The sequence below is a fragment of the Hoyosella altamirensis genome (assembly GCF_014191505.1).
Taxonomy (GTDB): Bacteria; Actinomycetota; Actinomycetes; order Mycobacteriales; family Mycobacteriaceae; genus Hoyosella; species Hoyosella altamirensis.
Window position 1 is genome coordinate 1108849 of the sequence record NZ_JACHWS010000001.1, and the last position, 24660, is coordinate 1133508.

The following is a 24660-nucleotide window of genomic DNA, read 5'->3' on the forward strand; positions in this document are numbered from 1 at the left end:
AAGGCTCGCAATCATCATGGATTTCTCGCAGGTTCGTGTCATTCCCGTTCCTGGACAGGGGCCTGAAGACATCCTGATCGATGACCAGGAGCGGATTTACACGGGTCTGCTCGACGGCCGGATTGTGCGCATCGATGAACACGCTGGTGGCGTCGAAACGATTGCCTCATTGCCGGGACGGCCGCTCGGTATCGAATTCTTCGGCGAAGACGAACTCGTGGTGTGTGCGTCCGACAAAGGCCTTCTGAGGGTCGAAATTGAGACGGGCAACTACACCGTGCTGACGGAATCGGTTGACGGCGTGAAAGTGCGCGCGTGCAACAACGCGGCAGTCGCGAGCGACGGCACGATCTACTTCAGCGATTCCTCCACAGATTTCGACATTCCCAGCTGGCGACGGGAAATGATCCTCAAACGCGGAAGTGGGCGTCTGATTCGCCGAGACCTCGACGGTTCTGCCCAGGTCATAGCGGACGGACTACAGTTCGCCAACGGCGTCGCGCTGAGCGCCGACGAGACGACGGTGTTCGTTGCTGAAACGACGACACGCTCGCTGCGGAAGGTGAGTCTCACGGGCACAGACGCGGGCGCTGTCACCGTCGTGTGTGACGACTTGCCAGGTTATCCGGACAACTGCTCCACTGGCTCGGACGGCTTGATCTGGATCGCTCTCCCTAACCCGGAGAAGCGAGTGCTCAGCTATCTGCATCAGGCCCCTGTCCTCGCGCGCACACTGGTTTCGCGGTTACCGGAGTCGTTGATGCCGGGCCCGTCGGACACCGTCGCTGTGGTCGCCGTGAATGACTCAGGGGAAATCGTCCGGCGGTACGCGGGAGCGATCCGTGACTTCCCGATGCTGACATCTGTGCGGGAGTATGACGGCCGGCTCTGGTTCGGCTCACTCGAGGCGTATGGGGTAGCGACAGCGCCGCGCTAGGACCTGCTCACTCGGGGAGATGGAAATCGCCTGCGTTGACGCGGAACTCCGCGAGTACGGCGATGAGCTGAGCGATGTGCTCCTCGGAGATGCCCGGATCAGCGAAAACGAGTTCGTTGAGGTCCTTTGTCGCACGTTCAGCGACGTCGCGACCAGCGTCGGTGATCCGGACGAGGGTGGTCCGTCGGTCATCGGGGTGCGGGATCCGCTCCACTAGTCCTGCCGCCTCGAGGCGGTCGACAGCGTTGGTGATGCTCGTCGGGTGTACTTGGAGCCGTGTGCTCGCCTTACTCATCGGCAGCTCGCCCTGCTGGGTGAACGTGAGGAGCGTCAGGACCTCGTACCGGGAAAAAGTGAGGCTGTGCGGGCGCAGGGCGCTTTCGACTCGGGCAAGCATCAGCTGGTGGGCTCGCATCACCGAGGTCACCGCGGCCATGCCGGACGCTGCTTCTGTCCAGCCGTGCTCCTCCCAATGGCGGCGCGCTTCGGCGATGGGATCGAATGGCAGTCCTTGCTGTTGGCTCACTCCACTATCCTCGCAGGCTCTTTTGTGAGACGTCTCTCCTGGGCAAAATTACTTCTGGGTACCGCGTGACAACAAACACTTGGACGTCCTACTATAGGAGTGTCAGGTACTTCCTTGGGTGCTGCCCAGGATTTCCGGTTCTGGAGAAAGTGATCAACCAGCATGGCTCTACGTGAACTCACGCATTTCATCGGTGGCAAGAACACCCCGTCAACGTCAGGGCGGTTTGGTGATGTGTTCGACCCCAACACCGGCGATGTGCAGGCGCGCGTGCCGCTCGCTGACGATGCCGAGGTGGAGGCTGCGGTCGCAGATTCCGTCCAGGCCCAGCGGGAATGGGCCGCCTGGAACCCGCAGCGGCGTGCCCGCGTGCTGCAAAAATTCCTCCAGCTCATCGACGACGAAAAAGAAGACCTTGCACGGCTGCTGTCATCGGAGCATGGCAAGACCGTCCCAGATGCGCTCGGCGACATCCAGCGTGGCGTCGAGGTTGTCGAATTTGCCTGCGGCATTCCGCATCTGCTGAAGGGCGAGTACACCACGGGTGCAGGAGCTGGTATCGATGTCTACTCGATGCGTCAGCCGCTCGGGGTCGTCGTCGGAATCACGCCGTTCAACTTCCCGGCCATGATCCCGCTTTGGAAGGCAGCACCCGCGATCGCTTGCGGAAACGCGTTCATCCTCAAGCCTTCTGAGCGCGACCCCTCCGTTCCGCTGCGCCTCGCGGAGCTCTTCCTAGAAGCGGGCCTGCCGCCCGGCGTTTTCAACGTCGTCAATGGTGACAAGCAGGCCGTCGATGCGCTGCTCAACCACCCCCAGGTCGAAGCCGTGGGCTTCGTCGGGTCGACCCCGATCGCGCAGTACATCTACTCAACTGCCACCGCGAACGGAAAACGCGCTCAGTGTTTCGGCGGCGCCAAGAACCACGCCATCATCATGCCCGACGCTGACCTCGATCAGGTCGCTGACGCACTCGTCGGCGCAGGCTACGGCTCTGCAGGTGAGCGCTGCATGGCGATCTCCGTCGCTGTGCCAGTCGGCAAGGAAACCGGCGACGCGCTCATCGAAAAACTCAAGGACCGCATCGGCAAACTCACCGTCGGGACCTCAGACAACAGCGCAGCCGATTTCGGCCCGCTCGTCTCGTCGGACGCGGTGGGACGCGTCAACGACTACATCCAGATCGGTATCGACGATGGTGCCGAACTCGTGGTCGACGGCCGGGGCTTCGCGCTCGAAGGGCACGAAGCCGGTTTCTTCACCGGACCCACGCTCCTCGACAACGTGCCGACGACGTCACGCGCCTATCTCGAAGAGATCTTCGGCCCTGTGCTCACAGTGGTGCGAGCAGACAACTACGAGGACGCTTTGCGGCTGCCAACTGAGCACGAGTACGGCAACGGCGTCGCGATCTTTACGCGTGACGGCGACACGGCGCGTGACTTCACTGCCCGCGTCAACACGGGAATGGTGGGAGTCAACGTCCCCATCCCGGTACCGATCGCCTACCACACGTTCGGTGGCTGGAAGCGGTCGATGTTCGGTGATCTGAACCAGCATGGTCCTGACTCGGTGCGCTTCTACACCAAGACCAAAACAGTGACGCAGCGGTGGCCATCCGGCATCAAGGACAACGAAGGCCACTTCGTCATACCAACGATGAAGTGAGAGAACGACAGTGACATTCACACTTACTGTCGAGGATCGAGCGATCCTTGACACGGTCTCCGAGTTTGCGGCTGAGGAGTTCGCGCCGCACGCTGTGGAGTGGGATCAGACGAAGCACTTCCCAGTCGACGTTCTGCGCAAGGCAGCAGCGATGGGAATGGGTGCTGTGTACGTGCGGGAAGACGTCGGTGGCAGCGGCCTGCGGCGTCTCGATGCAGTGCGCATCTTCGAACGCCTCGCGGCGGGGTGTCCCTCCATGGCGGCGTACCTGTCGATTCACAACATGGTCGCCTGGATGATTGACACTTACGGTGCCGACGAGCAGCGGCACCAGTGGCTTCCGAAACTCGCGACGATGGAACACCTTGGCAGCTACTGCCTCACCGAGCCAGGAGCAGGGTCGGACGCGGCGGCGCTCACTACTCGCGCCGTCCGGGATGGTGACGACCTCGTACTCACCGGGGTCAAACAATTCATCTCCGGCGCGGGCTCCAGCGACGTCTACGTGGTGATGGCGCGTACCGGCGGGCCTGGGCCGGCGGGCATTACCGCCGTGATTGTGCCCGGAGATGCGGAAGGCCTGTCCTTCGGGGCGAACGAACAGAAAATGGGCTGGAACGCGATGCCCACCCGTCAGGTGGTTCTCGACGGTGTGCGCGTACCGGTAGCGAATGTCATCGGCGGCTTCGGGAACGGCTTCCGCATCGCGATGAATGGACTGAACGGCGGCCGCCTCAACATCGCCGCGTGCTCGCTCGGCGGGGCCCAGACGGCTCTTGATAGGTCGCTGGAATATGTGGCCGAACGCTCGGCTTTCGGAGCGCCGCTCAGCGAACGGGAAACCGTGCAGCACACGGTGGCTGAGATGCGGATTCAGATCGAGGCGGCGCGGGCGTTCCTGTGGCGTGCGGCGGAGGCTCTCGACGAAGATGCTTCTGACAAGATCATGCTGTGCGCCGCGGCGAAGCGATTCGTCACTGAAACCGGCTACCAGGTTGTAGATACGGCGCTCCAGCTGCATGGCGGGTACGGGTATCTGACTGAGTACGGGATCGAGAAAATCCTCCGGGATCTCCGCGTTCACCGCATCCTGGAGGGAACGAACGAGATCATGCGGATGGTAGTTGCACGTTCGATGATCAAGTCGGCATGACATACCAGAGAGGGGTCCCTGCGGGATGAGTACACCAGTGGTTGGTTTCATCGGTCTTGGTCACATGGGCGGGCCGATGGCCGCGAATCTCGTCAAAGCGGGATACACAGTGATTGGGTTCGACGTTGTGCCGGCAGCGATAGAGGCGGCAACAGCGAGTGGCGTGCAAATGGCAGCGTCCGCGAGCGAGGCGGTGAAGGAAGCCCCCATCGTGATCACGATGCTTCCCAGTGGCCGTCACGTACATTCAGTGCTGGACGAAGTGCTCGGCGCAGCGGCACCGAGCACGCTTTTCCTGGAGTGTTCCACCATTGACGTTGACGATGCCAAGGCGGCCCACGCGAAAGCCAAAGCTGCTGGACACCGCTGCGTGGACGCACCTGTCTCGGGTGGTGTCGGCGGGGCGACCGCAGGGACACTCACGTTCATGGTCGGTGGACCGGCAGACGATGTTGCTGCGGCGCACCCATTGCTCGACGTCATGGGCAAGCGAATCGTCCATTGCGGTGACGCGGGTGCGGGGCAGGCAGCGAAAATCTGCAACAACATGATCCTGGGTATCTCCATGATTGGTATCAGCGAGGCCTTCGTACTAGGAGAGAAGCTCGGACTTACGAACGAGGCGCTCTTCGAGGTGGCAGCAAACGCGTCAGGGCAATGCTGGGCGCTGACGTCCTATTGCCCAGTGCCAGGGCCGGTGCCCGCGTCGCCAGCGAACAACAACTATGAGCCAGGGTTCGCGGTTGAATTGATGAGCAAAGACCTTGGCCTGGCAGCGAATGCCCTGCGGAACGCAGGAGTTGCGGGTGAACTTGGCCTCCACGCGTCGGAGATCTACGAGCGCTACCTTGAAGAAGGGGGAAAGGGCCGCGATTTCTCCGCGATCGTCACGGATATTCGGCGCCGTTCTTCAGAAGGGTGACACTGGCAATACCTCAGATTCAGTGAGAACCTCGCCAGTGATGTCGAGGGCCTGAACCCGCACGAATCTCGGTTCGCCGTCAATCGTGGTTTCCGTTTCGAACCCGTCGCGCGGAACCGCCTTGATGACATCGAGTGCGTCGGGTTCGGCCCCGGCGAGGACCCGCCAGCGTACGACCTCGGTGGCGCCGTTCCAGCTCATCGCGACACTGACGGTGCCCGACTGGCGAATAGTCGCGCTGACCGCTGGTGGGTACTCTGGTTCACCCACCCAGTCACCGAGCAGCGCCCGGTACGAAAACATGTTTGATGGGAAGACCATGTGCCGCTTCACTTTTCCATCAGGCCCGAATTCCGTGAGGCTTGGGCGTGACCCCCAGCCAACGAAGCTGTGTCCATTCGGAAGAACCTGGTGGTTGGCCTGAGTCGCACTCACAACGTTGTCCGGGTTTGCCATCTCGGCGACAAGTTCCGCATGCATCGTTTCCTCGTCGAGTTGAAGGATGAGGGCACGTGAGGCGCCTTCCTCCTCCGCTTCCGAGGACACGTTGTCCAGCAGACTGATACGGCCGTCAGGCAACCAGCGAGCGTCGTGCTGGTAGCGGAACTCGACTCCCGCGCCAAGGGTGAAATCGCTGTTTTTCCCGCCAAGAGTCCACATTATGCCGCCCGTCTCGCGGTCAATCTTGTAGAGGGCGTGGGTATGACGCGCCGAGATCAGCAAATTGCCGTCCGCATCCTCATCGACGGAGTTGATGTGGAAGTAGTCCCACGCGCGCTCCTCGTCCTCGGGTACCGGATAGTCTGACTCGTCAGTGTCGACATGATCGAGTGCATCCCAGGCGAATAACACCTCACCGGTCTCGATATCTACTTCCTGCAGGGCTGACGACCGGATGGGCGGATCCCCTTCAGTACGTGGGTAAGCCATCATCAGCGCGGTGTCACGCGGCGTGATGATGAGGTCGTGGAAGTCCGCGTTCAGCCCGTCACCCATGGAAACGCGCGCGACCTCTTCGTACCGGCCATTCAGAATGATGTATTCGCCTTCGCCCCATCCTGGTTCGAACGACTCACCTTGCCAGTAGGTGAGCACGGGCTCTCCGCGGAAAGTCTGCAGGGTGAGATCGTTCGCGTAGATATCCCCATCGAAGCGGCGTGTCCACACCGGTTCACCGTCGGCGTCAATGATGAGGAGTCCGCTGTGCGGATCGTCCTCCTCTCGATCGCCGCGCACGCGGGGCACCAACAGGATGTAGCCGTCAGTCGCGCTCTCCATGGAGAACACGGTCGACACTTCCGGTGGAACAAGGCCGGGTTCCGTGACGAAACTGTGGACTCCCGGTTCTACTCTGGGAAACTCGGGTTCAGTTTCTCCGCGCATACATCCGGCAGTAAGCGCCAGGACAAGCGCTGACAGGGCACACCGTTTGAGGGCAGGACACACAACCATGATCGTTGCACGCGGCGCGACCGTACGCCACAACCGGGCGGGCTAAGCCGGGCCCGGGGTGGTTACCTTTCGTGCGAGCGTGTACCAAACGTACATTTATCGCCCCGAAGCGTACGTTTTGCCCCTGCGTGGGAAAAAGAGTCCCCGGGGGGGAGCCGGAAGGTGCGGGACGGGGGTTACTTCTGGGAAAGTAGTGGGAAGGCAGCGAGGAGGCATAATGGCCAGCGACGACCGTCCGTCCACCGGTATTCCTCATACCGTTGCTGAGCGGCGCGCCCGAATGACGGATAACGTGCGCGAGTGGTGCCGAGCCTGCCAGATTCCCAACCAGAGTGACGATCTTTCCGACCAGGCGGCTCTTCTGATCGCGACGGGGTATGTCGATGAGGAAACGCGTGAGATTGTGCTGAACCGCCGCCGTGGAGGCCGCGATTTCCCCTCAGCAGGCGGATTTTCCAGCGTACGGCGCCTCGCTGATGACCACGCGAGGCTTGTCCGGAAACTCGATGAGTCCCGCTCGGGCCCAGCGCAGCTGATTGTTCGTTTCCGGATGGGCGAGGCCGAAAGGAAACTCAGCGACGCGCGGTCGGCATTCGTATTGTCGCGGACTCATTATGCGAGCGGCGTCCTCGCCATCCGCCGGGACCGGAAAGCCGGCCTGCACCTCGACCTCGAGCAGCGCAGTGCACTGTTCCGGGCCCTCCAGAGGACTCCCGTGCCGCTGGCTAGGCGCTCAACACCCGGCGATCAATTGCGCAGCGCGGCTCGGGACGCCGCCGCCGAAGGGATGCGCCGACTGTCAGACAAATCGCGTTTCGCAGAATTAGCGCGTGCCGCGAGTGAGCGGATCGCGCTGAGCCCGACTGAATATGCTGAATTCGACGATCAGTATGAAACGCTTCTCTATCTGGCGGGAACACTGTTTGACCGGATCCACGGGTCACTCTCCTGGCATTCCGCATATTTCATGGTGCAACGGGCCCAACTTGATCTCGCAAGTGAACTCGTCCAGATTGCCGTCGACACCGTTGCGCTGCGGGGCATTTCGCGAGAACTCGAAGACGCCCTCGTCTCGGCACGGGATGCTGCCTCGCGCCAGCAGATCCGCGCGCGTCAGGGGGCTCTGGAAAGCGTATGGAGCGAGCTCGTCAACCGCGTGGCAGCGCTGATGCGCATCGACGACGCATTGTCCGAGGTTGAGGAACGCCTGCGATCGTTCGCGGCCGTCCAGCGGGCCGAGAATCTGGATCATCGTATTGACGACCTGCTGTCCCGCTCGGGCACGCGGGAAATGTCAGCTGAGAACATTCACCATGTGTCCGAGCAGGTCGCGGGTGTCGATGAGGTGATTGCCGGCTACCAGGAACTTTTATACGGCGATATCGCGGAACTCACGGGCCGAGAGACCGATAGTCGATGATCAGTTCGTCATCAGGGTAAAAGCGCCTCGCGCGAGCGACATCATCTCAGTGATACGGGCCTCGGACTCTTCCATTTCAGGTACATCCGTGTCGGGAGCGTTAGTCAGCACTACGACCACGTACTTCTCGTCCGCATCGTTCTCTGCGAGATAGCCGAGTGCGGTCACGCCGGGCTCGGAGCCGCCCTTGTACCAGACTGAAGTCCACTCCGCGCCCAGGGCGACGCCACCGTCGTTGTCGGACATCGCGGCCGTGACATTTTCGTCGCCGATTTCGTGGAGAGACCCGAACGCTGCGCACATGTCGCTCGCCGAGCCGAACCAGCCTATCGAGTCGATGTGACGTGAGGATGTCCACGGCTCGGCTGCGGCCAGTTCGGGCAGCGGTGTGTCGGCAATCGTGGTGTTCAGCAGGTTCCGTCGTTCCGCTTCTCCACCGCCGGTGAACTGGTCCGCGAGCTGCGGATAGTCCACGATCTTGAGCTTGAACATCTCTTGCGTGGTCAGCATTGGGCGGTTGGCGTCCGCGTTCGCTGAAGTCTCCGCGACTACCTCTTCGACCGCTTCGCGGCCTACAGCCTCGAGCAACATGTCGCTTGCGGTGTTATCGCTGAACGAGATCATCAGACCCGCGGCTTCCGCCACCGTGACTTCGGTGCCTGGCTCTTCATCCTGGAGGAACCCGGTCGGCCAGCTGCGGTTGTCTTCGGTGACCGCGATGGTGCTCTCCCACGTCAGGTCACCGTCGTCGATTGCACGTTGCACGGCTTCGAGCACGTACACCTTGAACATGGATGCGATAGGCATGACATCGTCAGCCCGCACGTCGTGAGCAGCTTCGCACGCACCATCATCGCCGAGGCGGGCAGCGATGAAGCTGGCCTCGGGTGCCAGCGACTCGAGGCGTTCAGTGAGGCTTTCCCACGACTCTGGTGCGTCTGGGATATTCAGCGCCGGAGCGAGATTCAGCGTGTCAATCATTCCGTCATCGTTTACCCGGAGAGTTAGCGTCAGCTGCCCGTCAGCACTGTTGATGCCGACGACGATCGCGTCGTCAGTAGCGGACTGCACTTCGGTGGGCTCAAGCGGGCCAACTGCCGTGAGGACCTCGTTGATGACCTCGGGGGAGATCTCAGCCAGGAACTCGGGGGACATGCGTTCGGTGAATTGGTCCTCAGGGATCGGCGGCTGCGCTGAGGCATCGAGGAACCACGACGCTTGTTGCCCGGCAGGGGTATCAGGCAGGCTGATTCCAGCGGGACTGACTATTTCACCGCCACCGTCCGGCGCTTCTGTATCCGATCCGCACCCCGCAACCAGCGAGCCTGCGAGCAGTGATGCGATGACGGCGGTGAGTGCTCGCTGAGTGCCCGAGCGGCGGCGCTGCATACGTGCTTACCTGCTTTCCATCTCTTCGTGGGTGAGGAGCCACGTTTTGGTGTCGAGGCCCCATCGAAATCCGCCGAGAGCGCCTCCCGTGCGCACGACGCGGTGGCAGGGCACAAAGAGTGCTGCAGCATTACGGGCGCACGCCGACGCCGCAGCGCGGGCTGCGCGAGGATTTCCGCTGCGTCGCGCAAGATCACCGTACGTGACGGGAGCGCCGGGAGCGACGTCGCGGAGCATCTTCCACGTCTCTATGAGGAAATCTCCGGATTGTTGCTCAACCGGCACAGCGCTGACCGAGTCCAGTTCCCCGTCGTAATAGGCGGTGACAGCGTCCGCTATCGGCTGCACGGCGGAAGCGGGCACTTCCTCAACTGATGAGGGGCGCAACTGGGGGTGAATAAGCCCGGTGAGCGCCGACGGATAGCCCGTCCAGCCCGATGCGAGCACCGAATCGATCTCGGAGACCACAACCGTGAACGGGCCGTTCGGTGTACTGAGGGTCGCTGACCGCCCGCTGATGACTCCAGTCATGACGCTGCCGTCTCCTTTCGGGTCGCGGTATCGCGCACATAATGCCACCACAAGTGCATCGTTGCGTAGGAACGCCACGGTGCCCAATGTTGCGCATCGGCGGCAGTTAGCGAAAGGTCGCTCAGCGATTTCGCAACAACATGGTCTCCATGCAGGAAAATGTCCGGATGCCGGGTTACGCGCATGGCGACGTAGGATGCCGTCCACGGCCCGAAACCATCACACGTGAGCAGCGTGTCATGGAGTTCAGCCGGATCAGCGCCGGGGTGGACGCGCAGCGTCCCTGCGTCGAGTGCCTGGGCGGCGGCAATGATTGAACGGATGCGGCGAACCGGGCCGGAAAGCACCGTCCGGCCGTGCTCCGCGATCGCTGCCGCTGAAGGAAACACCTTGGGTGGCGTCTCACTTCGATCGATGGGAGGCGCTTCCTCGCCGAGCTGCGCCACCAGTCGGGAGGTGAGAGTGATAGCGGCACGCCGCGAAACCTGCTGGCCGAGCAGCGCCCGGATCACCGTCTCGGTGGGGTCCGCGCACCCCGGGACGCGAATGCCTGGACTCTCGCTGACCAGAGGACGCATTGAAGAGTGCCTGCTGAGCGCGCGGTCTACTGCAACGGGATCGGCATCGAGGTCGAGCAGGTGGCGAATACGCGCGACAGCGGGCATGAGGTCGCGCAGGTCGTTCAGCGCGAGGGTCGCCCCCACATGATCTTCGGCGAGGCGCAGGCGCACGGATGCGAGACCCCGAGGAAGTCGCAGACCGCGAGTAAATGATTCGTTGCGCGCGGTTTCCATGCCAGGCACCGCGTGCCCCGATAGGAACCATTGAACCCATGAGGCGTTGAGAGGGGCACGGAAGGGCAAATGCAAAGTCAGCGCGCCGCCAGCTGACTGGCCCGCAGCATCTTCCCGCCGCAGCTGCGACGGCGTGAGGCCGTAGATCCGGGCGATGGTGTCGTTGAACTGCCGCACGCTCGAGAACCCGGACGCGAACGCGGTGTCCGCGATAGGCATAGAGGTCGACTGCAGCAAAGCACGCGCTGTGCGGGCACGGAAGGACCGCGCTAACGCGAGCGGGCCCGCACCGAGCTCCGCGACGAGGATCCGGTTGACGTGGCGGGTGGAGTAGCCGAGTTTGGCCGCGAGGCCCGCGACGCCACTACGTTCGATGACCCCCTCAGCGATCAGCGTCAGGGCGCGTGTCGCCAGTTCGGAGGTGACGTTCCAGCCTGGTGTGCCGGGCGCGGCGTCAGGGCTGCAGCGCCGGCACGCGCGGAAACCGGCCTGCTGAGCGCCGGCCGGGGTGGGGTAGAAGTCAACATTCTCCGCGTGCGGTGTCTGAGCCGGACACGAGGGACGGCAATATATGCCCGTGGTGCGCACCGCGGTCACGAACTGGCCGTCGAAGCGCTGGTCACGTGCGGAGACAGCCCGATAACACAGCTCGCGATTCTGCACCAGTGCGGACACTGGCGGCAGAGACGAGTGATCGTTGGGCACTACTCGATCGTGACACTCTGAATGAAAGTGTGCTAGCGGGAATCGGACATTGCCCTGTTTCTTGGTGGTTTTATACGAGGCGTCGGCCGCGCCGTTGACGCAACCGCATGTCCCACAAACAGAGTCGGAGCGGTAAGGTCCGGATTCCTGCGGGCGTCGCACGATGAAGCACGCCGCCGACGCGCATGCTTGCTCTGAAGAGGGCTTCTCGGCGCGGACCCCAAGGCAGCTGCATCTGTCCACGAAAATGATCAGGCAGGAAGCCTGTTGTGAAGAAGCATCGGACACGCCCGAAGAGACGCGGCAACGGTGCTGGCAGAAAGGTGCCGTAGGCGATGCCGGTGAGGTAATCGCGAACTGTGTCGTCCACAGTGGCTTTATCACGCCTTGTCTTCGTCGGTACCAAGAATCGCGACCGCGAGATAAGTAATGGTGGTGCGAGCCCGCTTAAAGGGGTGCTTGTAGAGGTTGCCGCTATCGACCTGGCTCTCAACGACTCCGTAACCCATGCCGGGTCGGCTGAGCTGCATGATGACGTTCGATCCTGCGGCGAGAAAGCCGAGATGGCTGATACCGCGCACAAGTGGCTGCTTCGCCGTCATGGGTCTTGAGCACCATCCTCTGCGTCGAAATATATGTGATCAAATCATGCGGGATCACTGGAATAATGACAACCGCGTGGCAGTCAGGGTCAGTCGATAAGAAGCGCCGCCCGCATCAGACGGCCGAGGAAGGCCCGAACTCCCGGGGACTTCTCGAAGTTCACCAGCCGTCCGATATCCAGTGCCAGTGCGAGTGACGCGTGAACCAGAAAACGTAGTTCAATAAGCTGGCGGCCGGGCAGTACCTGCTCGAGGAGCGTTGCCCACTCTTCGATATAGAGCCGCTGCGCAGTATTGAGTTCGCGGCGCTGCGCTGCTGGCAGACTCCCAACTTCGGTGAAGTACACCGACATGAGGTCCTGCTGGCCGGACGACAGGCTGACGTAAAGATCGACGAGTCGGCGCAAGCCGTCGAGCGGCGAGGCGGACTCTGCCAGCACCGCTGTCGTGTCCGCGGTCAACCGTTCGCTGGCACGAGCGAAGGCGGCAGCAAGCAGGTCGCTCTTACTTTCGAAGTAGCGGTATACCCCGGACGCGTTGAGGTCTGCGGCAGCGCCGATCTCTTCGATGCTCACGTCGTGGTAGCCACGCTCGAAAAACAACTGGATGGCGGCTTTGAGGAGTTGTTCCCGCTTGGATTGTGGCGTGAGTCCGGCCTGGCGAGGCTGCGATGAGGGCTGCGGGACGATGTGTGCATCGACCCCTAAAACGGACTGGGCGGCTTCCAGGATGATGCGCTGAATCCGCCTCTCAGAAAGTGGTGTTCGATGGGCGGTGATGCTGCCGATGACACTGAGCGCAGCGCCGCTGAGTAGCGTGTACTCGCGGTCCGAAAGCCCGGGGCGCAATCGCTTCACCTGAATGCTGACGTTCCGGTTGACAGTCTTGATGCGGTCGCTCACCGCGCGCCGGTCAGCAGGATTGAGGTAGCGATGCTCCCATCGGTACAGCCCACCGGTCTTACGGTGTTCGATCGTGACTCTGATCAGTGACAGCAGTACTGCTTGGAGGTCGCCCTCCTCATTCGCGCTTTGTGAACCGTTGTTCTGCGGACTGCTCGCCTCGACAAGGACATCAGCGAGGGACAGTGCGACATGCCGGAAGAGTGCGTACTTGTTGGGAAAATGGCGGTACAAAGCGGGACCGGAGACGCCCACTTCGCGCGCGATGTCGTCAATTCCGACCTGGTTGTAACCCTGGGTGCTGAACATCTCGGCGGCGATCCGGGCGATTTGCGCTTTGCGATCTTTCGGGCGTCTGCGCGGGGCGGATGCAGGCGGTCGCGTGCCTGCGGCGATCGTGCCCCGATGGGCTCCCGCGGATTCCGGCACCGTAACTCCCTGTGATGTGCGTGTAAACGGCTGTTGGTGAACAGCCCGTCGAGTCGTATCGGCAATTGTTGCACAAACTTCGTGGTTGCGTCGCTTGACTTTCATCGAATCTCGCGCAAAAGTTAACGCAGATTCTGTGAAGAATGCGCCAGTGGTGGCTGCCTCCAGCGGTAGCTCCAACACTTACGAAACTGCGAAGGACACCGATGGGACACTCTGAAGCGCTCATCTATGACGCGATCCGTACACCGCGAGGGAAAGGTAAAGCCTCGGGGTCCCTGCATTCCGTGAAACCAATCGACCTCGTCACTGGACTGATCGACGCACTCATCGCGCGCAATCCCGCCGCGGACCCAACGACGATCGACGATGTCGTACTGGGCATTGTGTCGCCAGTTGGCGACCAAGGAGCCGTGCTGCCCCGAACAGCCGCATTGTTATCCGGCCTTTCGGACTCTGTGGCCGGTGTACAAACCAACAGGTTCTGCGCGTCGGGGCTTGAGGCCGTCAATCTCGCTGCCCAGAAGGTGCGCTCAGGCTGGGAAGACCTCGTACTCGCCGGAGGCGTGGAATCCATGTCGCGGGTGAAGATGGGGTCAGACGGTGGTGCGTGGCCGATGGACCCTCACAGCAATTACGTCACATCGTTCGTCCCCCAGGGGATTGGTGCGGACCTCATCGCGACGATGGAGGGGTTCAGCCGTACACAGGTGGATGAATTCGCTGTGCGCTCACAGGAACGTGCTGCGAAGGCCTGGTCCGACGGCAGGTTCGCGAACTCAGTCATCCCCGTCGCGGATATGCACGGTATGCCCGTACTCGATCGGGACGAGCACATGCGCCCAGATGCGACGGTGGAATCCCTCGCGGCGCTGCAGCCCTCTTTCACCGTGATCGGTGACCAGGGCGGGTTCGATGCCGTTGCACTCCAGAAGTATCACTGGGTGGAAAAGATCGAGCACGTCCACCACGCTGGCAATTCGTCGGGAATTGTCGATGGCGCCTCGCTGGTGCTGATCGGCAGCGAAGCCGCGGGCGTGCGGAATGGTCTCACCCCGCGCGGCCGCGTCGTGTCAACAGCGGTGGTTGGTACCGAACCCACAATCATGCTGACCGGACCGGCACCTGCCGCGCAGAAAGCTCTGGACAAGGCGGGGCTCACCTTTGATGACATTGACCTGTTTGAAGTCAATGAGGCGTTCGCGTCCGTCGTCCTGAAGTTCATCGCCGATACCGGAGTCGATATCGACAAGGTCAACGTGAATGGTGGCTCGATCGCGATGGGGCACCCCCTTGGCGCCACAGGGGCAATGATTCTCGGCACATTGCTCGACGAGCTGGAACGCCGCGGTGACCGCTACGGCCTCGCCACGCTGTGCGTGGGCGCAGGCATGGGGATCGCCACCGTCATCGAACGCGTATGAACCTACATTCTTTTCCAGGGAGACCACGACAATGAGCACAATCCGTTACGAGCGTGACGAAACTGGTGTCGTCACACTGATTCTCGACGATCCTTCGCAATCCGCCAACACCATGAACGAAGCGTTCATGACGTCGATCCGCGAGGTCACCGACCGCCTGCACGAGGAACGTGACGACATTCGCGGCGTGATCATCACCTCCGCGAAAAAGACGTTCTTCGCGGGAGGTGACCTGCGCGACATCCTTCGTACCGGCCCGGCTGACATTCCCGCGGTCAGTGAAAACGTACGCGGGCTCACAAGCGCGCTGCGCCGACTCGAAACTCTCGGCAAGCCAGTCGTCGCCGCAATCGGTGGAGCCGCGCTAGGCGGTGGACTCGAGATCGCCCTCGCGTGTCACCACCGAATCGCCGTCAACCACGCATCCGTCCAGATTGGGCTCCCTGAGGTCACGCTCGGCCTATTGCCCGGCGCCGGTGGCATCACACGAACAGTCCGCATGCTCGGCGTCGTCGGCGCCCTCACTCAAGTCCTGCTAAAAGGCCAGCGGTTCCGTCCCGCACAAGCATTAGAAGCTGGCCTCATCAGCGAACTCGTTGAAACAGCGGCACAGCTCGAGCCTGCCGCCCGTGCATGGATCGAAGCGAACCCGGAAGCACAGCAGCCATGGGATCGCAAGGGCTACCGCATGCCTGGCGGGACACCGGCAACGCCATCTCTTGCGCAGATCCTGCCGAGCGTCCCGGCAAACCTCAGAAAGCAACTCAAAGGTGCGCCCTACCCGGCACCGCTCGCAATCATGAGTGCCGCGGTTGAAGGTGCACAGGTCGATTTCGACACTGCACAGAAAATCGAAACTCGTTACTTCGCAGGCCTTTCTACTGGCCAGACTGCGAAGAACATGACCCGTGCATTTTTCTTCGACATGCAATCCGCCAACGGCCTCGCGCGTGAATACGGCAGCGATAATCGTGCACCAGTGCGCAAGGTTGTCGTTCTTGGCGCAGGCATGATGGGCGCCGCGATAACCTACGTTTGCGCCAACGCAGGAATGACGGTCGTGCTGAAGGACGTTTCCCCGGACGCGGCGGAGCGCGGAAAAGCTTATTCAGCAAAGCTTCTGGAGAAGGCGGTCGCGCGCGGCCGCAAATCGCAAGCAGCAGCAGATGAAATTCTCGCGCGAATCACCCCCACTGTGTCCGCTGAAGACGCCGCAGGTGCCGAAGCGGTGATCGAGGCGGTATTTGAGGACCCTGACGTGAAGGGGAAGGTATTCGGCGAGATCGAACCGTACCTCGCTCCCGGCGCGTTGCTGTGCTCAAACACCTCGACGCTGCCGATCACGCTGCTCGGCGAGAAAGTCGCACGGCCGGAAGACTTCATCGGCCTGCACTTCTTCTCGCCGGTCGACAAGATGCCGCTGGTCGAAATCATTAAGGGCGAGAAGACCAGCGAGGACACGGTGGGCCGTGCGCTCGCCATCGTTCAGCAGATCAAGAAAACCCCCATTCTGGTGAACGACTCTCGCGGGTTCTTCACCAGCAGAGTCATCGGCACCTTCACCACCGAAGGCATGGCGATGCTCGGAGAGGGCATACCTGCCGCCAGCATCGAACAGGCTTCCACCCAGGCGGGATACCCGGCGCCGGTTCTCGCGCTCATGGATGAGCTCACCCTGACCTTGCCGCGGAAGATTCGCGACGAAACCAAAGCAGGCGTCATCGCGGAGGGCAAGCAGTGGACGCCACACCCCGCAGACGCGGTGCTCGACCGCGTTATCGACGAGTTCGGCCGCAAAGGACGCTCGTCGGGTGCAGGCTTTACGACTATGTGGACGGCAAACGAGTCGGCCTCTGGCCGGGACTGAAGACCGCATTCGGTGGGGACACGGAAATCCCGTTCGTGGATATCAAGGAACGCATGCTGTTCATCGAGGCCATCGAGACGGTGCGCTGTATGGAGGAAGGCGTGCTCGACAGTGCCACCGACGCCAACGTCGGCTCGATCCTGGGTATCGGGTATCCGGCCTGGACTGGCGGCGTAATGCGCTTCATCGACCAGTATCAGGGCGGGGCAGCGGGATTCGTCGAACGAGCACTGGTGCTGGCAGACAAATACGGAGACCGGTTCTCACCACCACAACTGCTGCTTGATACAGCCGCATCGGGTGGCAGCTTCGAGGAGGTTAACTGACGTGTTATCGACGCGATTTACCCGCGCATTCGGCGTGGAACACCCGATCGTCCAGGGTGGCATGATGTGGGTCGGCCGGGCAGAACTTGTTGCTGCAGTGGCGAACTCCGGTGCGCTCGGCTTCATCACCGCGCTTACTCAGCCGACTCCTGAAGATCTGGTCAAGGAGGTACAGCGGTGTCGCTCGCTGACTGACAAGCCATTCGGGGTGAACCTGACGATTCTCCCGTCGATCAACCCGCCGCCCTATGCCGAGTATCGGCAGGCGATCGTCGAATCTGGAGTCAAGATCGTTGAAACGGCAGGATTCAATCCTGCCGACCACCTGCCCTTCTTCAAGGATGCCGGTATCCAGGTGATCCACAAGTGCACCAGCGTTCGGCACGCGATCAAGGCCGAGCGCATCGGTGTCGACGCGGTAAGTATCGACGGATTTGAATGCGCAGGTCATCCGGGTGAGGACGATGTTCCCGCGCTCATTCTCATCCCGGCCGCGGTCAATCACCTCACGATTCCTGTCGTTGCCTCGGGCGGGATCGCGGACGCGCGGGGGCTAGTCGCAGCCCTGGCGCTTGGGGCCGACGGCGTGAACATGGGCACCCGCTTCATGTGTACGGCGGAATCACCCGTCGCGCAGCAAGTGAAGGAACAAATCGTCGCGAACACTGAACGCGACACGGAACTCATCTTCCGGTCCCTTCGAAACACGGCGCGAGTTGCCCGCAACGAGGTCAGCCGCGAAGTGGTTGCGAAAGAAAAAGAAGGCTGCGACTTCACCGAAATCGCACACCTTGTCGCAGGGGCCCGCGGCCGCAAAGTATTCGAAGACGGTGACCTTGATGCAGGAATCTGGACCACTGGACAGTGCCAGGGCCTTATCAACGATATCCCGACCGTCGATGAACTCGTCTCCCGTATGGTCAGCGAGGCTGAGGCCCTCATTTCGCGGCGTCTCGCAGAGATGGTTGCGGAACCTGTTGGCGCAGGGGTGCCGCGATGACCGCATCGGGCAGAGACGCAATTAACGTCACGCTGACTGACGGAGTCCTGCGCGTCACCATCAACCGCCCGGCGCGGCGAAATGCGGTGGATTTCGCCACGCTCGACGCACTTGGTGAAGTCTTGGCTACCGAGGCACGCGCAGACGAGGTCCGCGTGGTCGTGCTGAGCGGCGCGGACGGTTCCTTCTGTTCAGGTGCGGATCTCGCGGCCGCAGCAGAAGGCCCGTTTCACACGCCGGAAGAAACCATGGACAAGGCAAATCGGGCCGTTCGCGCCGTCGTCACCCTCGACGTGCCCGTCATAGCGGAGGTGGCGGGCGCAGCCGTCGGGTACGGGGTCGCTCTCGCCCTTGCGTCTGACTTCGTGCTCGCGTCGGATGACGCGTATTTCTTGCTGGCGTTCACGAAGAATGGGCTCATGCCGGATGGGGGAGCGACGCTAATGGTCCCCGCGATTCTGGGTCGCGCCAAGGCGAACGCTTTGCTCCTGCTGGGTGAACGCCTGCCCGCCGCGGATGCGCTGCGTGAAGGACTGGTCACTGCCGTCCATCCGCGGAATTCGCTGCAACGTCACACGGAGGAACTGGCTGAGCGGCTCGCATCGGGACCCAGGCGCGCGCAGGCACTCACCAAAAGGGCGGTGACAGTTCCGCTGGTGGTCCAACTCGACGAGGCTCTTGCACGTGAGAAGGAGGGACAGTGCGAACTGCTGGCCGGCGCCGAGTTCGCCGAGGCGCTCACCGCGCGCTTCGAGAAGCGCGCGCCAGTGTTCGGATGAACCGTGATTAACTTTCTATGCCCGATTCGGCCCCGGCGGGCGCGGTGGAGCGATTTAATGGCGACCATCGGCGTGAAGTCAATGGGAAGGGACTGAGGACTGATGACCCCAGCAGACGAAAATCAAGGACGGCAACCCGGGAAGGTGCGGCGGCTCACCCACGTGGTGCTGAGTCTCGATGAGACGATGGATCAGGCGAACGGCCTGATGAAGCAGGCAGACACCCTGCTGCCGGAGCTGGTGTATCAGCTGCAGTATCTGAATGACACGCTCACCAACATCAACACCACGCTGGAGCGTGCCAACGGGCTTTTGGACAACGCCGACTGGATGCTGAGCCCCGCGCAGAGTATCCGGAAGCGTCTAACGCCCCGGCCGAACCGGAGCACGTCGAAAGGCAGCAAGAGGACCGCTTCTCAGCAGGACGACCTGCCTGAAGAGGCCGAGCCCGTGGCTGAAGAATAGTTGGTGAATCGCAGACGTCCCGTCCAGGCCCGCTCACACGACACTGTGCAGCGGATCCTGGACGCGGCGCATGACGTCCTAGCTGAACGCGGATATCACGATTGCTCGACGAATCGCATAGCCGATGCTGCTGGCATCAGTAAAGGGTCGTTGTACCAGTACTTTTCGGACAAGGATGACGTTCTCGTCCGTCTCGCCGACCGCATCGCGGAGGACATCACCGCACAGATCAGCCAGCAGATTGACAGGAATCTAGGGCCAGACTGGCAGGTGTTAGCCGCAGCGGTTCTGGACGCTGTTTTCGACGCGGTTGACCAGCACAGCCCGGTGCTGCGCACGATGCTGGCCGATGCTCCACAACTGCGTGTGCTCGAACGCATGGAGAGCATTACCGCGAGAGCGGTCGACGTCGGCAGGACATACATCGCGCTGAACAGGGCGCAGTTCCGTGCGGAACTCGACGTCGATGCGACGCTGGCCGTCCTCGTTGCTGGGCTGACGGCAATCATGAGTGACTACTTGCAGGGGACTTCGCCCATAGAGCAGTCCAGGCTGAAAAAGGCGCTGCGGCAATTGACCTTGAACGCCCTGGTGCCTGACGGCCGTTAGCAGAGATCTGAACTCGCGGCGCCCGCCCGCACCTTATGGTGAAAGGGTTAGCCACCCGCGTGACCGGGAAGTCCCACTAGGTGACCGCAGCAGATCTAATCATCCGTCCAGCCACGGTCGACGATGTCCGTGCGACGTCGTTCGCCCACAGCGAGATGCTGCCGATGGGGCTGTTCCCTGCCCTCGGGGTGCGTTTCTTGCGGCAGTGGCACAAGACGGTGCTTGCCGCCCCGCATGGCGTTCTCCTCGTAGCGGTCGATCGTGCTGACGGCGCATATGGCGGATTTCTGCTCGGTTCGACGGACCACCTCACGCACACGGACGCGCTTTTGCGTGCCTGGCGGAGCTTCTTCGCACTGGCCCTCACGGGTGCGGTAGCGCTGCTTAGGAATCCCTCGCTTGCTGCCGAATTCGCGCGGACACGTGCCGTGCGATGGACGCGCCGCATAGCGAGGGCGTTCGTCCGTTCCTCGCGCACCGCGCATGGTGGTAGTCCGCAAACTGCAGTCCTCGCGGGGGTCGCAGTCTTTCCCGGGTTCCGCGAGCGCGGTGTAGGGGCTGCACTCGTCAACGAATTCTTGAAGCAGTGCGCAACCGACGGTGCTGAGGTAGCGGAGCTGATCACTGACCTGCAGAACGAAAATGCCGCCAGGTTCTACGAGTTGCTTGACTGGGTTCCCGCGGGCGATTCTGTCACACGTGACGGAAATCCTATTCGTCTTTACCGATACTTCTTGAATGGCGGGGGGACACTTCCTTATCGTGATCGGCAATGACATTCACTCGCCGACAAGCTCTCGGTATCCTTGCCGCTCTGCCAGCGGGCATCGTGGTGGGATGCAGCACCGCCAGCGGGTCACGCGTGGGGGAGCCAACGGACCGGATATCAACGCCACTGTCGGCGACGCCAGAATACCGGCCCGCGCCTGAACCTGAGCCTGAACCAGCCCCTCCGCATGTGGAACCGCTCTCGCCGGAATCGAGCCACTGGCTGCCAGGCCCACGGGAGATCGCGCCAGAAATCAAGCGCACCGCCGCTGCGTTTCTGGAGACTGCGGGAACCTGGTTAGCGGGCACTGGCGCTGTCGGTAGCCTCAACGCTGCCGGTGCGCGCGAATCCGCCGCACAAACTGCAACCGTGCTGGACACACCTGACGCGATCGCCAGCACCCTGCGCATGGTTTATCCGCAGTATGGCGGTCTCGCGGGGCACCGCGCCGCCGTGATCGCTCTGTTCGACCAGGACACCGAACTGGTCACCGGTGATCGTTCAACTCGTCAGATTGCGCTTGATCTCCGGCTTTCGCGTTCGGCTGAGGGCGCATGGGGTGTCGATCGAATCAACCCGCTGACCTCGCTTAGCCCACCCGTGGCGCTGAGCTACACAGCACAGTCTGTCCTGGCGGAACCTCGGATCACGCTCTCGGGTCCGGCCGCGCTCGATGTGAGCACGGGCCGCATCAGTGATGCACTACTGCATGTCCTGCTCGGTCTCGCGCGTGAGTACACGCTTGCCGTACAGGTGATGCACACCGGCCATATTCAGACCGTTTTTCCGACGGAGCGCACGTCGAATCATGCAGTAGGCCGCGCGGTCGATATCCGGGAGATCAACGGGATCAATGTGGTCAGCCGTGAGATGCCCAGTGACGTGGTCGCGGACTTCATGCAACGCGCCGCGTGGCTAGGTGCGACCGAGGTGGGCGGGCCGTTCGACCTCAACGGAGACCGGCCGGGTTTCTTCTCTGACGACGTCCATCAGGACCATATCCATGTTGGCATCACCCCCGGACTTGCCCTGGCACACCTCAGGTGACGATTTTCGCTGCGGGTTCGATATGGACGCTGGTGGAATTGAGTCCGCCGTTGCCGGTGAATGTATCGCCGACCTCAGGATCGTGGAGCAGGTTGACGTTGGCGCCTGGGTGCTGGGCGGCGACTGACCACGTTGAACCTTCATGATGTCCCCAGCCATGGGGAATCGCGACTGTGCCGCGAACGATATCGGAACTGACCTCGACGGGCACCGTGATGGTGCCAACCGCTGACGTCACGTCGACGCGCTGGCCGGAGGTCAAGCTTCGGGTCGCCGCGTCTGCCGGGTGCATTAGCACGGTGCAGCGATCGCGCCCTTTGACCATGGTGGGAACGTTGTGCAGCCAGGAGTTGTTGCTGCGCAGGTGGCGGCGGCCTATGAGGCGGAGATCGAACTTCGTGGAGCGCTGCGCAGGTGCATTGACGATGTGTCGAGCCTCGGCAATCAGATCGGGTGGCGCTAGCTGCACGCGGCGATCCTTGGTCCGGATCAGTTTCGTAAGGCGCGGCTGAAGCGGGCCAAGATCGATTCCGCCGGGAGTGTTCTTGATCTTTTTGATCGTGATGCCGCGGGTTCCGCGCCGGAGGAGTCCGTGCGGGCCCAGGGCGACGCCTACCGCTGCGATCCGAAGGGGGCTCACACGAGAGAAGACTCCGTTCAGAAGATCACCGGTGAACTGCCGTAGCGGGAGGGGCGTCACTTCGGTCACGAGCCGTGCGAGGATCTCCCAGTCTTCCAGGCCTTCGTCGGGAGTGTCGAAAACACGCGCGTTGTACCGGGCGTTGTTACGGACACTGAAAATTGGGAACAAGACATCGAACTCTTCTCGTTCGAGCGGCGATACAGGCGGGAGGATGATGTCGGCGTGCCGGGTTGTTTCTGTGACATACATGTCTACTGCCACATAGAAATCGAGCGACGCGAGTGCGTCGGCCAGCTTGCCTCGCTGCGGGGTGGACAGGACTGGATTCCCGGCGTAGGTGATCATCGCGCGGATTCGGCCAGGTCCTTCATTGAGAATGTCTTGCGCTAGCCCGCTGACGGGCAGTTCGAAGCGGAAGGCCTTGCGTGTCCCGCTGCGGTCGGTCCAGTTTCCGTAGGGGATTGGCAACCACCGCAGCCAACGCATCGCATCGACGGGCGGAGTGGTGTACATCTGCCCGCCGGGATGGTCGAAATTGCCGGTCACAGCATTGATGGCGTTAACCAGCCAGTGGGTGATTGTGCCGGTGGTGTGCTGACAGACTCCGATGCGCGCGTACACCACTGCTGAAGACGCGGCGGCGTGTTCACGGGCGAGCCGCCGGATCACCTCAGCATCGACACCGCAGCGAGCGGCGGCGAACTCCGGGGTGACTTCACTGGTCAGTCGGCACAACTCGTCCCATCCGGAAAGGTTCCGCCCCACGACCTCTGAGTCGACGAGTTTCTCTTCGTTGAGCACGTGGAGCATTGCGAGGAGCAAATATGGGTCGCCACCAGGATCGATTGCGACATGTTCGTCGGCGATGCGTGCGGTTTCAGTGCGTCGTGGATCGATGACAACGACTTTCCCGCCGCGTCGCCGTACGTCGCGTATCCGCTTCTTGGCGTCCGGCATCGTCGTCACCGAACCATTCGATACGGCGGGGTTGGCGCCAAGAATAACGAGCCTTTGTGTGCGATCGATATCGGCCACCGGCATGAGGAAACTCGAGCCGAACATGCGCCACGCTGCGAACTCTTGCGGGAACTGATCAACCGACGAAGCGGAGTAGAAATTCCGCGTTAGCAAGGCTGCCCGCAGCAGCAGTCCGTACATCACCGACGGGCTGTGCGCCGCAGGATTTCCGAGATACATGGCGATCGAACTTCGGCCGTGCTGTTTGCGGATGGCCCGCAGGCGCTGCCCGATTTCTGCGAAGGCCGCGTCCCAGGTGATCGGTTCGAATGTGTCGCCGTTTCGGCGCATCGGCGTACGGAGCCGGTCTGGATCGTGGTGCAGGCCAGCGAGCGCGGTGGCTTTAGGGCAAATGTATCCCCGGGACATCACATCTGCGGGGTCGCCCTCGATGAATGTGACGCGCTGACCTTCCGTGGTCACCTGAATGCCGCAGTGCGCTTCGCAAAGGGTGCATTGGCGGTTGACCGTTCGCTGATTGGGCACTAGCTCTCCTCGTGGTCCCACATTCCGATTTCGTCCAGATGCTGGATAAGCCGATCCGCACCGTCGCTGAATTGCGCGTGAACCAGGTGCCGGACCGCGTCTAAATCCCTTCCACGCATCGCCGCAACGAGTTGCTCATGGCTGCTGACAGCCTGTTTGCCCCAGTCCGCGCTCGATGCGTAGAGCCGGTGTGGCGTATAGCGGAGCGCGTTCTGCAGGAACCACGCAAGCTTTGTGCCGCCCGAGATGTGGTTTATCGAGCGGTGGAATTCGAAGACGCTGGTTGTCACGGCGTCGCCGTTGCCGCTTTCGACCGCTTCAGCCATTTCGGTGAGCAGTCCTTCGAGCCGTTTGAGGGAGTCCTCGCTGATGCGTTGTGCGGCGCGGACGGCGAGTTCGACGGCTATCTGTCCTTGTAGCCAGAAGATGTCCGTGATGTCTGTGCGGGTCAATGGTGACACAGCATATCCACGGTGCGGTTCGAGGTGGACGAGTCCTTCACCGCGCAACGTGAGCAGTGCTTCCCGGACTGGCGTGATGCTGACGCCAAGTGCCGCAGCTGTTTCATCAAGTCTGATGAACTCACCGGGTTTCACCTGGCCTGACATGATTGAACCGCGTACATGGTCGGCCACGTCATCGGAGAGCTGAGATCGCCGCCGTAGTGGCGGTACCTTGCCTGCCGCAGTCGCGGGGCGCTTGCTAGCCGTCGGCATTCGTCGTATCCTCCTGTGGCGCTTCCGCCTCCGCTGCGGGATTGTCTCTCTGGACCCGGCGCTACTCTGTGTCTAATCTGAT

General features: G+C 62.0%; 21 protein-coding genes and 2 pseudogenes. 13 read left to right on the plus strand and 10 right to left on the minus strand.

The annotated features are described in order from the left end of the window. Positions 1 to 16: 16 nt before the first annotated feature. The gene (locus FHU29_RS05350) at positions 17 to 937 is read left to right on the plus strand and encodes an SMP-30/gluconolactonase/LRE family protein (protein WP_064440941.1); all 921 of its coding nucleotides are present in this window, start codon (positions 17 to 19) and stop codon (positions 935 to 937) included. 7 nt (positions 938 to 944) lie between these two features. Here the strand turns inward: FHU29_RS05350 and FHU29_RS05355 are convergent, their stop codons facing one another. Then, positions 945 to 1463 (minus strand): MarR family winged helix-turn-helix transcriptional regulator, encoded by a 519-nt coding sequence (locus FHU29_RS05355; protein WP_064440940.1) that lies wholly within the window; start codon positions 1461 to 1463, stop codon positions 945 to 947. 162 nt (positions 1464 to 1625) lie between these two features. Between FHU29_RS05355 and FHU29_RS05360 the strand changes: the two genes are divergently transcribed. Genes FHU29_RS05360 through mmsB form a run of 3 tightly spaced genes read left to right on the plus strand, consistent with a single transcriptional unit; the run spans position 1626 to position 5206 of the window. Then, complete coding sequence (locus FHU29_RS05360) at positions 1626 to 3131, plus strand: CoA-acylating methylmalonate-semialdehyde dehydrogenase (RefSeq protein ID WP_064440939.1); 1506 nt, start codon at positions 1626 to 1628, stop codon at positions 3129 to 3131. A gap of 10 nt (positions 3132 to 3141) precedes the next feature. Then, on the plus strand, positions 3142 to 4284 hold the full coding sequence (locus tag FHU29_RS05365) for an acyl-CoA dehydrogenase family protein (RefSeq protein WP_064440938.1): 1143 nt from the start codon (positions 3142 to 3144) through the stop codon (positions 4282 to 4284). Between the two features lie 25 nt (positions 4285 to 4309). Further along, positions 4310 to 5206 carry a 3-hydroxyisobutyrate dehydrogenase gene (gene mmsB, locus FHU29_RS05370; RefSeq protein WP_064440937.1) on the plus strand — a complete coding sequence of 299 codons (897 nt, stop codon included), beginning with the start codon at positions 4310 to 4312 and terminating at the stop codon, positions 5204 to 5206. Here the strand turns inward: mmsB and FHU29_RS05375 are convergent. After that, complete coding sequence (locus FHU29_RS05375) at positions 5195 to 6484, minus strand: arylsulfotransferase family protein (protein WP_183377475.1); 1290 nt, start codon at positions 6482 to 6484, stop codon at positions 5195 to 5197. The two genes, mmsB and FHU29_RS05375, sit on opposite strands and share 12 nt — an antisense overlap. Before the next feature lie 391 nt (positions 6485 to 6875). On the opposite strand from FHU29_RS05375, the gene FHU29_RS05380 reads away from it, so the two are divergent. Further along, positions 6876 to 8078: a hypothetical protein gene (locus FHU29_RS05380; RefSeq protein WP_064440936.1), complete on the plus strand. Its 1203-nt coding sequence runs from the start codon at positions 6876 to 6878 to the stop codon at positions 8076 to 8078. On the opposite strand, the gene FHU29_RS05385 is transcribed toward FHU29_RS05380, so the two are convergent. From FHU29_RS05385 to FHU29_RS05405, 6 genes and pseudogenes are all read right to left on the minus strand, one after another. Further along, on the minus strand, positions 8079 to 9467 hold the full coding sequence (locus tag FHU29_RS05385; protein WP_064440935.1) for a serine hydrolase: 1389 nt from the start codon (positions 9465 to 9467) through the stop codon (positions 8079 to 8081). 6 nt (positions 9468 to 9473) lie between these two features. Continuing rightward, on the minus strand, positions 9474 to 9998 hold the full coding sequence (locus FHU29_RS05390) for a methylated-DNA--[protein]-cysteine S-methyltransferase (protein ID WP_064440932.1): 525 nt from the start codon (positions 9996 to 9998) through the stop codon (positions 9474 to 9476). After that, positions 9995 to 11497 carry an AlkA N-terminal domain-containing protein gene (locus FHU29_RS05395; protein ID WP_232322994.1) on the minus strand — a complete coding sequence of 501 codons (1503 nt, stop codon included), beginning with the start codon at positions 11495 to 11497 and terminating at the stop codon, positions 9995 to 9997. The genes FHU29_RS05390 and FHU29_RS05395 overlap by 4 nt, the downstream gene beginning before the upstream one ends. Positions 11498 to 11567: 70 nt before the next feature. Next, positions 11568 to 11867 (minus strand): oxygenase MpaB family protein, encoded by a 300-nt coding sequence (locus FHU29_RS23065; RefSeq protein WP_232322993.1) that lies wholly within the window; start codon positions 11865 to 11867, stop codon positions 11568 to 11570. 13 nt (positions 11868 to 11880) lie between these two features. After that, a pseudogene (locus FHU29_RS23070) lies at positions 11881 to 12099 on the minus strand (oxygenase MpaB family protein); the annotation flags it as partial. Between the two features lie 89 nt (positions 12100 to 12188). After that, complete coding sequence (locus FHU29_RS05405; RefSeq protein WP_064440924.1) at positions 12189 to 13430, minus strand: TetR/AcrR family transcriptional regulator; 1242 nt, start codon at positions 13428 to 13430, stop codon at positions 12189 to 12191. Between the two features lie 206 nt (positions 13431 to 13636). On the opposite strand from FHU29_RS05405, the gene FHU29_RS05410 reads away from it, so the two are divergent. The 8 genes and pseudogenes from FHU29_RS05410 (at position 13637) to FHU29_RS05445 (ending at position 21716) form a co-directional block, all read left to right on the plus strand. Continuing rightward, positions 13637 to 14854 (plus strand): acetyl-CoA C-acetyltransferase, encoded by a 1218-nt coding sequence (locus FHU29_RS05410; RefSeq protein ID WP_064440923.1) that lies wholly within the window; start codon positions 13637 to 13639, stop codon positions 14852 to 14854. 31 nt (positions 14855 to 14885) lie between these two features. After that, positions 14886 to 17047: pseudogene (locus FHU29_RS05415) on the plus strand (3-hydroxyacyl-CoA dehydrogenase NAD-binding domain-containing protein). A gap of 1 nt (position 17048) precedes the next feature. Next, a complete protein-coding gene (locus FHU29_RS05420; protein WP_064440922.1) occupies positions 17049 to 18047 on the plus strand; it encodes an NAD(P)H-dependent flavin oxidoreductase in 999 nt (332 codons plus the stop codon). Then, a complete protein-coding gene (locus tag FHU29_RS05425; RefSeq protein ID WP_064440921.1) occupies positions 18044 to 18826 on the plus strand; it encodes an enoyl-CoA hydratase in 783 nt (260 codons plus the stop codon). Before FHU29_RS05420 ends, FHU29_RS05425 begins: the two co-directional genes overlap by 4 nt. 102 nt (positions 18827 to 18928) lie before the next feature. Next, the gene (locus tag FHU29_RS05430; RefSeq protein ID WP_064440920.1) at positions 18929 to 19291 is read left to right on the plus strand and encodes a hypothetical protein; all 363 of its coding nucleotides are present in this window, start codon (positions 18929 to 18931) and stop codon (positions 19289 to 19291) included. A 3-nt stretch (positions 19292 to 19294) separates the two neighbouring features. Beyond that, positions 19295 to 19900, plus strand: coding sequence for a TetR/AcrR family transcriptional regulator (locus tag FHU29_RS05435; RefSeq protein WP_232322992.1), 606 nt, complete (start codon positions 19295 to 19297; stop codon positions 19898 to 19900). Positions 19901 to 19980: 80 nt separating this feature from the next. Continuing rightward, the gene (locus FHU29_RS05440) at positions 19981 to 20676 is read left to right on the plus strand and encodes a GNAT family N-acetyltransferase (protein WP_064440918.1); all 696 of its coding nucleotides are present in this window, start codon (positions 19981 to 19983) and stop codon (positions 20674 to 20676) included. Continuing rightward, positions 20673 to 21716, plus strand: a complete 1044-nt coding sequence (locus tag FHU29_RS05445; protein ID WP_232322991.1) for a hypothetical protein — start codon at positions 20673 to 20675, stop codon at positions 21714 to 21716. The genes FHU29_RS05440 and FHU29_RS05445 overlap by 4 nt, the downstream gene beginning before the upstream one ends. Here FHU29_RS05445 and FHU29_RS05450 read toward each other — a convergent pair. Next, positions 21709 to 23862 (minus strand): molybdopterin-dependent oxidoreductase, encoded by a 2154-nt coding sequence (locus FHU29_RS05450; protein ID WP_064440917.1) that lies wholly within the window; start codon positions 23860 to 23862, stop codon positions 21709 to 21711. The two genes, FHU29_RS05445 and FHU29_RS05450, sit on opposite strands and share 8 nt — an antisense overlap. Then, complete coding sequence (locus FHU29_RS05455) at positions 23862 to 24578, minus strand: GntR family transcriptional regulator (protein ID WP_064440916.1); 717 nt, start codon at positions 24576 to 24578, stop codon at positions 23862 to 23864. The genes FHU29_RS05450 and FHU29_RS05455 overlap by 1 nt, the downstream gene beginning before the upstream one ends. Between the last annotated feature and the right edge of the window lie 82 nt (positions 24579 to 24660).